The 14,297-nt window shown below is 57.3% G+C and carries 13 protein-coding genes; 8 read left to right on the forward strand and 5 right to left on the reverse strand.

Translation table 11 applies throughout. The features are described 5' to 3' along the window. The first annotated feature begins 1 nt into the window (after position 1). Positions 2 to 514, forward strand: a complete 513-nt coding sequence (petA, locus tag ABJ205_RS02050; protein ID WP_199797721.1) for a ubiquinol-cytochrome c reductase iron-sulfur subunit — start codon at positions 2 to 4, stop codon at positions 512 to 514. Between the two features lie 256 nt (positions 515 to 770). Here petA and ABJ205_RS02055 read toward each other — a convergent pair whose 3' ends face one another. Continuing rightward, positions 771 to 1,439 carry a DUF6629 family protein gene (locus ABJ205_RS02055; protein ID WP_088712504.1) on the reverse strand — a complete coding sequence of 223 codons (669 nt, stop codon included), beginning with the start codon at positions 1,437 to 1,439 and terminating at the stop codon, positions 771 to 773. 229 nt (positions 1,440 to 1,668) lie between these two features. On the opposite strand from ABJ205_RS02055, the gene ABJ205_RS02060 reads away from it, so the two are divergent. The 6 genes from ABJ205_RS02060 to ABJ205_RS02085 all read left to right on the forward strand — a co-directional run bounded on the left by ABJ205_RS02060 (position 1,669) and on the right by ABJ205_RS02085 (position 9,330). Continuing rightward, entirely contained in the window at positions 1,669 to 2,958 is a 1,290-nt protein-coding gene (locus tag ABJ205_RS02060) for a tyrosine-type recombinase/integrase (protein WP_348509978.1), read from the forward strand. Beyond that, positions 2,955 to 4,163 (forward strand): tyrosine-type recombinase/integrase, encoded by a 1,209-nt coding sequence (locus ABJ205_RS02065; protein ID WP_103022891.1) that lies wholly within the window; start codon positions 2,955 to 2,957, stop codon positions 4,161 to 4,163. The genes ABJ205_RS02060 and ABJ205_RS02065 overlap by 4 nt, the downstream gene beginning before the upstream one ends. Positions 4,164 to 4,283: 120 nt before the next feature. Next, complete coding sequence (locus ABJ205_RS02070) at positions 4,284 to 4,475, forward strand: ribbon-helix-helix protein, CopG family (protein WP_146029798.1); 192 nt, start codon at positions 4,284 to 4,286, stop codon at positions 4,473 to 4,475. Continuing rightward, complete coding sequence (locus tag ABJ205_RS02075) at positions 4,472 to 5,611, forward strand: DNA cytosine methyltransferase (RefSeq protein WP_253520433.1); 1,140 nt, start codon at positions 4,472 to 4,474, stop codon at positions 5,609 to 5,611. The genes ABJ205_RS02070 and ABJ205_RS02075 overlap by 4 nt, the downstream gene beginning before the upstream one ends. Before the next feature lie 87 nt (positions 5,612 to 5,698). Continuing rightward, positions 5,699 to 7,411, forward strand: a complete 1,713-nt coding sequence (locus ABJ205_RS02080) for a DUF2813 domain-containing protein (RefSeq protein ID WP_253520431.1) — start codon at positions 5,699 to 5,701, stop codon at positions 7,409 to 7,411. Continuing rightward, a complete protein-coding gene (locus ABJ205_RS02085; RefSeq protein WP_047822734.1) occupies positions 7,408 to 9,330 on the forward strand; it encodes an ATP-dependent helicase in 1,923 nt (640 codons plus the stop codon). Before ABJ205_RS02080 ends, ABJ205_RS02085 begins: the two co-directional genes overlap by 4 nt. Before the next feature lie 43 nt (positions 9,331 to 9,373). Here the strand turns inward: ABJ205_RS02085 and ABJ205_RS02090 are convergent, their stop codons facing one another. Beyond that, the gene (locus tag ABJ205_RS02090; RefSeq protein WP_348035516.1) at positions 9,374 to 10,273 is read right to left on the reverse strand and encodes a NotI family restriction endonuclease; all 900 of its coding nucleotides are present in this window, start codon (positions 10,271 to 10,273) and stop codon (positions 9,374 to 9,376) included. A gap of 506 nt (positions 10,274 to 10,779) precedes the next feature. On the opposite strand from ABJ205_RS02090, the gene ABJ205_RS02095 reads away from it, so the two are divergent. Next, a complete protein-coding gene (locus ABJ205_RS02095) occupies positions 10,780 to 11,688 on the forward strand; it encodes a DMT family transporter (protein WP_047822741.1) in 909 nt (302 codons plus the stop codon). A gap of 80 nt (positions 11,689 to 11,768) precedes the next feature. Here ABJ205_RS02095 and ABJ205_RS02100 read toward each other — a convergent pair whose 3' ends face one another. The 3 genes from ABJ205_RS02100 to ABJ205_RS02110 form a co-directional block, all read right to left on the reverse strand. Continuing rightward, positions 11,769 to 13,097, reverse strand: coding sequence for a type II toxin-antitoxin system HipA family toxin (locus ABJ205_RS02100; RefSeq protein WP_348035518.1), 1,329 nt, complete (start codon positions 13,095 to 13,097; stop codon positions 11,769 to 11,771). After that, on the reverse strand, positions 13,098 to 13,346 hold the full coding sequence (locus ABJ205_RS02105; protein WP_046904105.1) for a helix-turn-helix transcriptional regulator: 249 nt from the start codon (positions 13,344 to 13,346) through the stop codon (positions 13,098 to 13,100). Between the two features lie 196 nt (positions 13,347 to 13,542). Further along, entirely contained in the window at positions 13,543 to 14,277 is a 735-nt protein-coding gene (locus ABJ205_RS02110; RefSeq protein ID WP_348035520.1) for a PepSY domain-containing protein, read from the reverse strand. Between the last annotated feature and the right edge of the window lie 20 nt (positions 14,278 to 14,297).

Consider the following 14,297-nt stretch of genomic DNA (forward strand, 5'->3'; position numbering starts at 1 on the left):
CGTGCGCCGGCGCGATTTTATCCATATCGCGCCCGTTGCGTTCGCGGGAACCGGTGCCGCAGCAGCCGTCTGGCCGCTTATCGACAGCATGAACCCATCGGCCGACGTGGTTGCACAAGCTACGATCGAAGTCGATTTGCAACCGATTGAGCCAGGTCAACGTATCACTGTGAGCTGGCGCGAGCAGCCGGTATTCATCGTGCGGCGCACAGCTGAAGAGATCGCGCGAGCCAGAGCCGACGATGCCTCTTCAGGGCTGATCGATCCAGAGACGGACGCTGCGCGCGTGCAGCGACCAGAGTGGCTTGTGGTGGTGGGCGTCTGCACGCATCTTGGCTGCATTCCGTTGGGACAGGGAGTGGGTGAAAATCGCGGAAGATATGGGGGATGGTTTTGTCCCTGCCACGGGTCAATATACGACAACTCCGGACGCGTGCGGAAAGGGCCGGCACCGAAGAACTTGGTCGTTCCGCAATACGTGATCAGCGACGATCTAAAGCTCTCGATCGGCTGATGAACTTGGGGGTGAGCCGGGCCGCCTCGAATGCGAGCAAGAAATGCACCGACGACATCGGGGAACTTCGGAACTATGCAAAGTGCCCCGCATGCCAGGCAATGCACTTACACCTTTAGAGAATGCCCACCGTCCGTAGCCCCTTTTTCTCCAGTCTGCCTGCGCTGGTGCCGAGACGAGCGCGGACCAGGCTGAAAACCCTGAGCATCAATCCCCTTCGGTGAAACCATAGCAGCCAGCTCACCCTTCTTAAAAACTAGCGCACCGGCTCGCCCATTGGGGGGGAGGGTGAGACGGCGGTGTCTCTACGCAGAAAGAACATCAGGACGATCACGCTCATCGCCGCGGCAAAGAAGCACCAGACCGATATGAACCAAGTGAGATAGAACGCGCCTGCCGCAAGAAAGGAGACGATTGCTCCGACCCCAAACCAGTTGACCCAGCGATGGCTGGATAGCAGCGGGCTGACACAGGTGCCCAAGACATACAGTGTCATAACGATGCCAACGTAGAAGTGGGGGGATTCGTAGTCGATATGACCGTCGCCGGCTGTCGCGACGATTGGCAAGCGGATAAGGAAATAGAGCAAGTAGAGCCCAACCAGGGTTCCGCCAATCGCCGTCGCCATGAGGGCCTTTCGGCGCCAGGCTACCCTCTCGAGCATATAAACCGCCACCGGGACATAGATCGGCCACAGAACATGCGAAAAGATCGAATAGAGATAGGTCAGAACTGTCTTCAGCACCGGCGCCTTGTCAGGAAATGTCAGCCAAAGTGCGCCCTCGATCAATTGCTGGACGCCAAACAGAATCGGAATCAGCGCGTAGGGTCTCTCGCCGCTGTTGCGCGCCATTCGCATTGTGAAGGCACCGGTTGCCAACAGCACGGTGCCGGCGGCGAAACTCGCTGTGGCGGAAAAACACATACAATCTAACCTCGCTGATTGGACGCCCGAATATTTCTTCGTGCACCCATATTACACACGGGCCAAGTACCAAGCTTGCCGTGCGCTGTAAGTATGATTTCAGCTCGACCATGGTCTCGCTCGCAAGTACGGACGTTTGTGCACCGCGAGGTTTACAAGGCCCAGGGGAAAAACGGCACACCGTACGCAGTAGCACTGCTGTGTTTTGGGAAAAAGTGCAATAAAATCAGTGCGCGAAACGCTCAAAGTGCTCGGCAGAGAGGGCGCTGTTGAATGCCGTGCGGTCCCCGCAAATGACAGTATTTCCAAGGGTTCTGGGGGCAGTTTGCATGAGGGCGAATGCCATATGGTCCCCAAGCGTCGAATGTCTGCGCGCAGAGCGCTTCTCGATGGCAATTTTGCCCGCCGAGAACTGCCGCTGCGCGAACGCGAATACTGCATCTGGGACACTGAGCTTGCGGGCTTTGGATTGCGCGTAAGGCCGAGCGGCAACTACTTTTGGTTCGTTCGCTTACGCCATCGCGGGAAGCATCGCCGCATCACCCTTGGCCGGACCGACGAGCTTGAGGCGGGGCTGGCAAGGGCGCAGGCCCGCCGCATTCTTGCGGAAGCCGCGCTTGATGGTTTGCCCAAACGCGCAGTGGTCAAGGCCACCCCGACGATGACCGATTTCGTTGAGGCCTATTGGGATGATCTTTCGCGCGTCTGGAAGCCCTCGACCACCAAGCGGAACTGGGACGCTTGGCGGCTCACCATCAAGCCTACGTTTGGCGACACGCGCGTGGCGGACATCCTCCCACCAGACATCCACCGCTGGCGCGATGGATGCGCGGGAGAGAGCGAGGTGAAGTTCAACCGCGCCGTCCCCGTGCTCTCCGCGCTGTTCAAGTATGCCGAAGCGCTCAAGATGCGTCGGCCAGGTTCGAACCCCTGCCGAGGGATGCCACGATACAAGCGGCAAAGCGTCGAGCGCTATTTGACACCAGCCGAATATCGCCGGATCGGGGCAGCTTTGCGTGAGGCCGAGGCAGACCGACCGGCAGAGGTCGCAATCGCTCGCCTACTATTGTTTACCGGCGCACGCGTTGGTGAGATCAAGAATCTGCGCTGGGAGTGGGTGAAACCCCCACGACTTGTGCTGCCAGATAGCAAGACCGGCCCCAAGGTGATTTGGCTCAACACGCAGGCCCAGGATGTCCTTGCCGGGATCGAGCGGCGCGATGACAGCGCTCTCGTTTTTCCGAACCGGACCGGAAAATGTCCGCTGAACTTCGATACCTGGTGGTACAACTTCCGGCGGCGCTGCGCTTTGCCCGACGTTCGCATCCATGATCTGCGCCACAGCTTCGCCTCGACCGCGATCATGGACAACGTGCCGCTATCGACCATTGGCAAGCTGCTTGGCCACAAGCTGGTCGAGACGACCGCAAAATATGCTCACCTGTCCGATGACGTGATCGGCGAAGCCGCCGAGCGGGTTTCCGGCTCGCTGGCGCAAGCGATTGGCATCAGGCCATGACCGCCGCCAGTCTAAAGAAGATTGTCGAGGAGGCGCTTGCCGAGGTCGGGGCAACCGTAAACTTCAAGCTCGTTCCTAAAGGCAAGGCGCGGACCACGACCTGGCTTGGTGTCGAGCACGGCTTTGGCATCCGGCATTATCCGAGCGGTCGAAACGTCTACATTGTGCAGACCCGCATGGCAGGTCGTATGCGCACGGTGACAATCGGGCCTGCATCGGTCCTTACCCGCTACCAGGCGCAGATGGTTGCACGCCGCGTCATCGCATACGCGCAGGTCGGTCGCGATCCGGCGACCGAACGCCAGCGCATCCGCTCCGCTCCTAGCTTCGCCGACTTCGTGACCGAGTATTGGGGTCGCTGGGCACCACGCTGGAAAGCATCGACCCTGGATACGCACACCGGCTACCGACGCCGCTATATTGATGACGCCTTCGCTGGCGTCTACATTGACGAACTGAACGAGGGTTACGTCACCAGCTGGTTTGCGGACCTCAACAATCGGACCGGGCCGGGAGCATCGAACCGGACTTTCGAAATCCTCAAGCACATGCTGAACAAGGCAGAGGAATGGGGCTACCGGCTCGAAAATACCAATCCATGCCGTTCTGTTCGACCCAATCGCAAGCGCCAGTGCGAGCGCTTCCTTTCGAACGAAGAACTAGCCCGTCTGGGTGCCGAGCTGGCGAAGCTGCGATCATCGGACGACCGCACTAAGCAGTGTGTGGGCGCGGCTATCACGCTCCTGCTGCTGACCGGCTGTCGGAAGAGCGAAATCCTCACGCTCGAATGGAGCGATATCAAGGGCAATCGCCTGCACCTGCGCGACAGCAAGACCGGCCCACGAACGGTCTGGCTCGGATCGGCAGCCCGCGAAGTGATCGCCGGGCTGCCACGCTTCGAGAGGGTTCCATACCCGTTCTGGAATTACAGCTACCGCAAGCCACTTCGCTGTGTGAACGGATTCTGGCGCAGGCTCAGAGACGAAGCAGGATTACCCGGCGTTCGCATCCACGACCTGCGCCACACCTTCGCGAGTCACGCGGCGATGAACAAAGAGACATTGCCGATGATCGGACGTCTCCTCGGGCACGCCAATGTTCAGACCACGGCCCGGTATGCGCACTTGGACGACAGGCATTTGCTCGAAGCGGCACAGCAGATCGGGGATGCGGTGGGCGCCCTTATGGACACGCACAGGTGTTAGCGCGCTAGAATATGTGGATAGCGCAGCAAAGTGCAGCACTATGCTGTATTCCGCTCCACCTTGCCAAGCTATCACGAAGACGGTACTGGGCTGGAACGTAAAGAGAACAAAGGGGCTACGATGGCTGACAAGATTCAAAGAATTTCGGTCAATCTGACTCCCAAGGAGGATGCTGAGCTTCGTCAATATGCTGACCGACTCCAAGTCTCTTGCTCTTGGGTGGCTCGGCAAGCGATCGTTCAATATCTCGAAGAACACGCTGGCCCACAAAGTGAGCTTCCGTTGGCCCGAACGACGGGAGGCGCGAAATGACCTCTGAACTCACGGCGATCGACTTGTTTTGTGGTGCGGGGGGCCTTTCCGAAGGACTCCGCCAAGCTGGTTTCCATGTGCTTGCTGGCAACGATTTCGATGAAGCAGCCGGGGCGACTTATGCTCGAACGCACAAGGAAGCACGCTTCCTCAAAGGACCGATTCAGAACCTAACCGTGGAAGACTTCTTGCGCGCGGCTCGATTGAAGCCCGGTCAGTTGAGCGTGCTCGCCGGAGGCCCACCGTGTCAGGCTTACAGTGTCTACAACCATCAACGAGGAATGCACGACGAGAGGAGCTTCCTGTTCAAGGAATACCTGCGCCTTGTTGATGGGTTGGCCCCCGAATGGGTAATCATGGAAAACGTCATGGGGCTGCTCTCGACCGGACAGGGTGCAGCAGTGCGAGCAATCACCGAGGGCTTCAAGTCACTTGGCTATGACATTGCATTCAAAGTTCTCAAAGCCGAGGAATATGGTGTGCCGCAGGAGAGACGCCGCATCGTCTTCATCGGCAATCGCATGGGAAAGCCTATCAACTTCCCGTCTGTGACGCACGGCCCTGAGTTGGAACCGCTAACAACCGTTTTCGATGCGATCTCCGATCTGCCAAGATTGAAGAACGGTGAGGCATGGCTCAATTCTCATTATGCCTCTGAACCAAGGTCAAGCTACCAAACTGAAATGCGGCGTGGGACGCCTGGCGTTCTCAATCATGCCGCCCCGCGCTTGGCGAAGGTCAATGAGCAGCGGATGCGTCATATTCCGCCGGGAGGGAGCTGGCGAGACATTCCAATAGAGTTGCTACCAGCAGGCATGAAGAAGGCACGGCGCTGCGATCACACCAAGCGATACGGACGGCTGGAATGGCATGGGTTGTCTTCGACAATCCTCACAAAGTGTGACATCCACTGGGGAGCATATATCCACCCAGACGATGATCGTTCTTTGACCGTGCGCGAGGCCGCCCGATTTCAGTCGTTCCCTGACTGGTTCGAGTTCGAAGGAAGTAGAACTGAGCAGTTCGTCCAAGTTGGGAATGCAGTGCCCCCACTTCTTGGGCGCGCGTTGGGCGAAGAAATTAAGAAAAGTATCTTGGGGCAGGCTGCCAAGCGTCGGCTTCGGGTCGCGGCTTAGCCACCCGCCTCAGTTCGATCTCATAAGATTGCCAAAAGGAGCCAGGGGCCTAAGGTCTCTGGCTTCTGACTTTTGCAGTAAGATCCAATGATTATTTCAAAGCTTAAAATTGATAATTTTCGCGGCATCACGGCGCTCGAAATCGATTTCGATCAGACGACGGTCGTTTTTGGTTCGAATAACACCGGCAAGTCGACAGTTCTGGCAGCTATACAAATGGTCCTAGGCAGGGCCGTGGGGCGCCGGTCAGCTGCTTTCTCGGAATATGATTTTCATTTGGACCAAGATGGCCAACCGACAGACGCGGCGCCGATTAAGATCGAGCTGACTTTCAAGGAAACTGAACCTGATGATTGGTCTGACGCGATGGTTCAGCAACTTGGACCAGTGGTGGGTATCGGAGGCGACGGTCTCCAAATTGTTACATTGCGCCTTAGTGGCCGGTACGACGAGGCAATCGGTTCGTTCGTCTCAGCATTTGATTTCCTAAACCCGAACGGCGATCCCCTGCCAGCTAATGCCTCCGCCCTGCGGCGCATTCAGCAGATTGTCCCTGCTTTTTATCTTGCGGCGCTCAGAGATGCGGCTCGCGAGTTTCGATCAAACGGGGCTTTTTGGGGACCCTTCGTCAAATCGCTAAAGATTGATCCCGATATAAGGGAAGAGATTGAAGCTGAAATTGCACAACTCAATCAGAGGGTTCTCGATGCACATACTGGCTTTGATGCCGTAAAGGCACGGCTTGGGCAATCTGCTCAGTTGGTGCCTCTTGGCGGAGCTGACGATCCTGTCAGCATCGATGCGTTACCCAGCCGAGTATTTGACATACTCGCGAGAACTCAAGTTTTGCTCTCAGGGGTATCAGGTGCGCGCCTTCCCCTCGCGCAGCACGGTGAGGGAACTCAGAGCTTGGCTGTAATTTGTCTTTTCGATGCATTTCTCGATGCTCGCCTGGTTGGTGAGTATGGCGAGGACGCTGTCCCCATCTTGACCCTAGAGGAGCCGGAAGCGCATCTGCACCCATCGGCGGTGCGTGCGGTCGGTCAGCTGATCTCCCGGTTGGGAGGGCAAAAAATCATCACTACCCATTCCGGAGACTTGCTTGCTTCCGTTCCATTGAAAAGCTTGCGGCGTCTGCGACGGGTCGGAAATGAGATCGACGTCTTCAAGATTGAGGACGGCATGATCGATGAGCCCACATTGAGTCGCTTGGACCATCAGATTCGACGTCTCCGTGGCTCCATACTTTTTGCACGGGTGTGGCTGTTGGTGGAGGGTGAAACCGATGAGGTCATTATCCAGGAGGCAGCACGTGTTGCAGGTATTGATCTCTTCGCCGCCGGCGTAGGTTGCTTCAAGTTTACCGAGCTCGGTATTGAACCGTATATTCGTTTGGCTGACGCCCTTGGAATTCACTGGATTTGCGTCTCAGACGGAGATCCAGCGGGTCAGGGCTACGCAAACACCGCAGTCGGGCTGCTTGGTGGCAAGCCTGCGCAGGATCACATCAGGACACTGCCAGCCTGGGATATGGAAACCTATCTTTGCATGAATGGATTTGGCGACATCTTTGAGGCCAGCGCTTCTCCTCAGAAGGTTGCGGCCAATCCAAATCCACATGCGCAGGGTACGCAAGAGTATTGGCAGCACCTGGTAAACAAACATCAACCCACTAAGGGGAAGCCGGTCCGCGCTACTCAGGTCGTGGATCGCCTCGATCAACAAGGCGCAGCGTCGATACCTCCATTCCTGGTGGACCTAGCCAATTTCGCCGTGGCCAAAGGGAGGGAAGGTCTATGAGCGAATTTCTCAGTTCATTGAATGAGCGGCAAGCCGCAGCAGTTTCTTGGCAGGACGGACCACTCTTGGTTCTCGCCGGTCCCGGCTCAGGTAAGACGACAGTTCTAACGAGACGCATCGGGCGCATGATCCAACAATCGCCGGATGATCATTATCGCGTTCTAGGATTGACCTTCACGAATAAAGCAGCAGCCGAAATGCGCGCGCGTATCGAAAAGCTGGCACCTGGCTCTGGCAATCGCGTCCTGTTGACCACTTTCCATTCGTTCGCAGGCGATCTTTTGCGTCAACACGGCCACCTGCTCGGCCTGAAACCGGACTTTACGATCCTGACTCAAGACGGCGAGCGAATAGGATTGTTAGACGAAGCCATCGCAGATGCCGGTCGATCTTTTGAGGTCTCGGAATTCAGCGGTGAACGACTACTGCCTTTGATCAACAGGTTACTTGAGAACGATGTTGGTGACGAGCGAGTTGAGAAGATCGTCGCGACGCTGCCGGAGGAACGACGAGCGTCGGTGAGCGCTGTTTATCGAGCTTACAAGGACAGGCTGATTGCGGCCAACAGCCTCGACTTCCCCTCGATGATTTCAGAAGCAGTGCGAGTGCTAAGGACGCATGCAGCCGTAGCGAAGCAAATCCGCCGCATCTATCGCTACGTTTGCGTCGACGAATTCCAAGACACCAATTTCGCGCAATACAGCTTGCTCATTTGTTTGGTGGCTTCTGACTCGAGAAACCTCTTCGTGGTCGCGGATGACGACCAGATAATCTACCAATGGAATGGGGCTAGCCCAGCGCGCCTTGAAGGTTTGAAGCGCGATTTCGAGATGACCGTGCTTCAGCTCCCCACGAATTATCGATGCCCACCAGCGGTCATCGATATCGCCAACAAACTTATCGCCAACAACTCCACGCGAACGGCAAACAAGGATCAGCTTCTTGCCGAAAAGCCCGCGACTGAAGATCAGGGACTCAATCTTTATCATTTTCCAGACTTTGAAAGTGAGGTCGCGTGGGTTGCTCAAGACATTTCGGCGAAATCGGCTTCAGAGAGAGAACGATGCGTAGTCCTTGCGCGGACACGAAAGACGCTCGAGCGAGCGGTCGAGCACCTAGGCAACAATGGTGTGACCGCTTATTTGGCAAACCGAAAAGATGAATTTGTAAGCGCCCCGCTGCGCTGGCTCCACGCTGCGCTGCGACTGGCCAATAGTTCAAATGATCGAGAGCAAACTCGTAGACTGACCAGAGCCTTTTTTGCACTGGAAGGACTGCAGATTGACCCGGCTGGTGTGACTTCTGCAGCCGAGGCATTCGAGGGTAGCGCTCTTCGTTCGTTTCTTAACTTGGCCCTTGAGCGCAACGAGCTTAGTGATCACACGCGGAAGTATCTCGTGTCCGCATTGCCACAATTGGTCGAGCGGCTCGATTTTCGATCATTCTGCGCATCCACCTTCGAATGGTTCGCAGGTTTGCCCGATCAACCATTCCTCGCTTCCTCAAACGACTTCTCCGAGTTCGAAGATGAGAAGAAAGTTTGGGAGGCCCTGGTCGCTGATATTGAGGCCCAGTTTGGAAAGGAAAGTGTGACGCTTCATATGCTCCTTCAGGAGCTTGACCTCCGATCAAAAACGCCGCCTCAGCCCAAGGAAGCAGTGCCATGTTTTACGATTCATGCCTCGAAAGGAATGGAGTTCGGGCATGTCTATTTGATCGCCATGGTCGAGGACCAGCTTCCGAGCTGGGCAGCAGTCAAGAAAGGGGCCGAAAGCCCCGAAATGCAGGAAGAGCGGCGAAACTGTTTCGTGGCGATCACTAGGACCGAAGATAGCCTAACTCTGACCTACTCCGACAAGGTATTTGGTTGGCAGAAGGCCCCCTCGCGTTTCCTCCGGGAGATGGGATTCCAAGTCTGAAGTCGATCAATCGGACGCCGTTCGCACGTCAAGTTTGTGCGCTTTAACTCCCCAAAGCGAGCTTGATTGCAGACGCATAGACATTCTGGTCGGGGAGATTCATTGGCGACGTAAATGCCGTAGCGACTTGATCCACGGTTGTCGTGAATTGGGCGTTGAACTCCAATGGTCGTTGCATCGTTGAGGGATCTACATCGCCAAGTTGGTAGGACCTGAAAGAAAGGGTACCTGGACCTACTGGATACTCGTGCAGGTTATTGCCCAATCTGTCTCTGATCTTTTGATAGACCTGCCCCGGGCAGACGAAAAACAGGCCTTTGGAGCACCGCGCCTCTCGACGCAGGACATGTCCCTTGTAGATCAGCTGAGGAAGAATGCGCTTGTTCACATTCTCCCAATTCATGCCAGACTTACTCCAGCCATCGAAGGTCTCTCCAGCAAAATAGGCGTCTGATTGATCCCTATAATTGCCCGTCGTGTCTATCGTTTGAACCTCCACGGCGGTAAATTCTTGGAGCTCGCCATCGGCATCGATGCGGGCCAATATCCAGTCAACGTAATATGCGCCACTCTTCGCCCCATCGGCTCGTTTAGGGCGAGGAAGGGGGAGTTCGCCTCCCCATCCTTTTCCAAAGGCAATGACCTCAGAACCGGTCAGCGACTCCGATCCTTTTCTTGCCCTTCCTTCAGCGGCGGTAATGAGTTCGATCTGCTGGCCGAAGACTTCGGCGGCTACTTCACGAAGCACGCGATAGTTCTCCGCATACAGACGATTTGGACAGCAGATTATTGGTTCACTTGTCGTCTGCCGAACGGAGCAGGCGCCGTGGTTTGGCTTAATGCAGGGGCTAACCGTGTAGGGGCATTGCTTTCCGGAAATGTATCCTGACGCAAGTGGCGAGAGTGGTGGAAATCCAAAAAACTCAACAATCTTCAGTGCCATCGCGCGGGTCCCCTCTGCAGACCCTTATCGCAAGATTTCGCGGCGCGAAAGGCGCGGGAATTTCGTTCGTCGCGTGTGGGTGAGGTCGCGGAGAAATTGCTCAACCACGGACCGAGTTGATTGCATGCTCGTGAATGCTATTTGGTCCCCATTCCGGAACAATGAGCAAAATCCAGGGCCAATCCGGAACAAAAGCTCTCTATAAGATGCGGCGCTCGGCTGTCGCGCGCCGCCGCCTATCCCACTTGAAATTCAACAATTTTCGGCGGGATTCTTTCAGGCAAATTTCCTGGTCACTAACGCGCACTTGAGAATGGGCTTGACCCAGCACACCGTACGCAGCGGTAGCTGCATAGGATGGCAAAAAAGCGCGAAGTAACAGAAGCATCGCTAGTCCGAAGGGGCGAGCAATCAGGTGGTAGCCAAGGCGCAGGAGTATCCCGTCGCTGGACCTGCGCATCCCACCATTGTGGGCACCGGGATGGAAGGCTATCGCTTAACCTACTATGCCAGCGCGTCTTTCCGCAATCTTTGTGATGCTTCTTTGGGCGTCCTGCTATCCGCTCATAACGGTCGGTCTCGATAGCGCGCCCCATCTCACCTTCGCCGTGCTGCGCGCGGTTCTTGCAGGCACCACGTTACTGGCGGTCGGTATCATTCTAAGAAAGCCCTTTCCGCGCGATGGAAGCATCTGGGGATGGATCATTCTTGCCGGTCTCGGCATGACGGGGCTGGGTTACTACGGGATGTTCCATGCTGCGGAGTTCGTTTCGCCCGGCCTTGCAACCGTCATCGCCAACAGCCAACCCCTCATCGCGGCAGGCCTTGCCTTTCTTTTTCTCCGTGAGCGCCTGTCTTCCAAGGGCTGGATCGGGTTATGGCTCGGCTTTGCGGGAATCCTCATCATTGCTGGCCCGCGAATTCTCCAAGGTCCGCTGGCGCTCTCAACCGGCTTTGCATATGTGCTGCTTGCGGCCTTCGGCGTTGCCGTGGGCAACATCGCCATCAAGAAGCTCTCGGGGCGCGCCGACGCAGCGATCGCCATGGGCCTTCAACTCCTCATCGGCGCTGTCCCGCTCGCGTTTCTGGCTTTGCTTACCGAAGATCAGGGCCAAATCGACTGGTCGCCGGTTTTCATCGCGAGCCTGCTTGGGTTGGCGATCCCAGGTACAGCCCTCGCATTCTGGCTGTGGCAATATACGCTCGGCAAAATCGAACTCTCGAAGGCTAATGTATTCAGCTTCCTGGTGCCCGTTTTCGGTTTAACGATCGGCGCTGCCTTCTTCGGTGAAAGGCTTACACCCCTGATCATCATGGGCACAGCAATTGCAACCGCGGGCGTATGGCTGACGACCATAAAGTCATCGAGTGACGTTCAGCCGAAAGCGAAAGGAGCGAGGGACGGGCGCGCATAAGGGATGCTCTTCGTGAAAAAATCAGGTGGCGATGGGCTGCAGCAAAGGGCGGGCGATGACTTCGTTGGCGGATGCTAAAGCTAAAACTCCTCAAGCGCGCTCGAAAGCCTGGGCAAACGCGTCGCCAGGGCCGCAGCTATGCAGTCATGAACAGGTTCGGCGAAGTCCACCGGCATCGCTTCGCGCGCTACCGTCGGCGCATCACGTGCGCGGTCCATCAGTTCGTTGATGGCTGCACGCATGAGGCCTTTGCCAAGCCCCGCTGACTTGCCCGACTGGACAAAATGCCGACCGGTCACCTCGTTCAGCCGGTAGTGACGGTTGGTGCCTGCGGACATCGCGAGCCGGAACCTGTTCTGCGCAATCTGGTCGGAGTCGACGGCCGGTTGGGCCGAGAGCACATCGTAGAAGGGGGTCAGGCTGTAGCGTCCGCCGGGCTTCAGGAAGATACTGAAATTCTTGGCGTGCCCGTCCGTTGCACCAATGAGCCAGAAGAGGATCTGGCTCTTGAAAAAGGCGGCTGCGTCGGCTTGCGGATCGTCAGCACCGCGCAACAGGCCGAAGATATCCTTCATGTTCGGGCCGCCATCGCTCTGATATTTGTGCGTGGGCGGATAGCCGAGTGCTTGGCAGCAGTCCTCTTGCGGCAGACGCAGGATTTGCTTGGCGTTGCGCCAGTGCCTGTCGAACCGTTCGACGACGAGAACTCGGCGCTGGCCGACGGTCGCAATCTCTGTCGCTGCGACCGACAGGCCGAACGCCTTCATCAGCGTCATGCAATAGTGCTCGTTGTCGACGCTGTTCGACATGTCGATCATCCCGTCGGCGCTGGGTATCTGTCCAAGTTGCGGCTTCAGGATGTGAGTTGTCGGGGTCACACCGGCCGGTCGGTGCCATTTCCCATCGATTCGAAGCAGGGCCGTCTTCTCCTGCGCGCCGGCAACCGAGATCCTGAATTCCTGTTTCCGATCGACGCCAAGTGGAGCCCGTGCGAGATCGGCGAGAAGGGCCTCGACTTCGGTGTCGCTGACCGGTTCGCTTTCGATGTCGGTACTCTGCGCCTGATCTGCGCCTTCGGGCAGGAACTGCATGGCACCGACGCAGTCGCGTCCGATGGCTTCGAGTAGGCTGTAGAAGTCGGTGCCCTGAGCGCCCATGCGCTCGGCTACGCGGCGGCGTACTGCATCCCTGTCCGGGAGAAGATTGTCGAACACGGCGATGACCGGAGCGCCACGATAGGCCGCCGGGGTCAGAGGCAGCGAGAGCGACGCTGCGAAGCGGTGCTCCCAGGCCAGCCACTCTTCGGAATACCGGAAACTGATTGCACCGCTCGCCGCCTTTTCGAGGCGGCCGACCTGCCTGCCGTTGATAAGTACATCGAGGGGCGCATGGGTCTTTTTGCGCGCCATTTAGAAGACGTCCTCAATCGAGGCGCCGTCCTGCTGACGCGGCACGATCTGAAGATCGAGGCCGAGGACTGCGATGACACTGATGAGCGTGTCCAGCTTTGTTCCTTCGCTTCCGTTCTCTATGGCCGAGATGGTTTTCTGCTGCGTCCCGGCGAGTCTGGCGAGCTCGGTTTGGGTCAGGCCCTTGCCGAGGCGATGGGTCTGGATCACGGCTCCGAGTTGACTGGGAAGCCTGACGATCTGGCGCATAGCATACCTCCACACTCCACTATACCGCCAAGGGTATAAAATGGCAATATACCTTTTGGGGAATAAATCACCCTTATTCCCTGGGGGGGTATGCTGCATCCGATCGCCACGAGAGATCCATCAATGGTGCCGGCCGGGCGAACCTCGCGTAGGAGAGAGGCGTCTTGAACAGGATGATCCGACCCGTGTCGGCGAGTCAGGAACCGGACTTTCGTTTCCCCCTAAGCCATCCGATCCTTGGTAACCTGTTGGCCAGCAGAACAAATCCCGAAAGGGCAATGAACGTACCTGCGATACCAAACAGGAGAAGCCACCAGCTGTTGATGCGGTCGCGCTGGGTCCAGTCCATGATGTGAACGCCCCAGATGAAATCGAAGAGCCGCCAGGTATCGCTTCGCGCTGACAGGACCGTTCCGCTCGAGGCGTCGATATAGACGCGCGTCGCGTCGCGTTCGTCATAGGTGATCTGCCAGGCCGGGAAGGGGCCCCTGAATTCGGTCCCGACGTCGCGTTCGACAAGCCGCGCGCCGGCGACCGAAGTCTCCGGGCCTATCCAGGCGCGGCGAGCGATCGCGCGCGCTGTCGCGGCCGAAATGGGGGACAACAAGCGTCCGCTATGCGGATCATGCAGCGTGACACCGCCATCCGCTCGCCGCACTTCGGTAACCACCTTGCCGTCGAGAGCACGTGTGGCAACCGAAACCACATCATCTTGCCTTTCCAGCCATTCGGGTAACTCGGCCCGGGCAGGCAATATTTGCGCAGCGCGGGACACGATATGCTCCGAGCGTACCTCCTCCAGATCGAGAAAGGACATCAAGGCACCGGTGCCCATCCACATCAGAACTTGCGCCCCGATCAGGAGCGCCAACCACTTGTGGAGCTTGCTGCTAAAGACATGCAAGCGCAGTTTGAGGGACCGCGAAGCCAACTGTCTCGCCGCTCCGTAGC

This window comes from Erythrobacter sp., from assembly GCF_039988855.1.
Lineage (GTDB): Bacteria > Pseudomonadota > Alphaproteobacteria > Sphingomonadales > Sphingomonadaceae > Erythrobacter.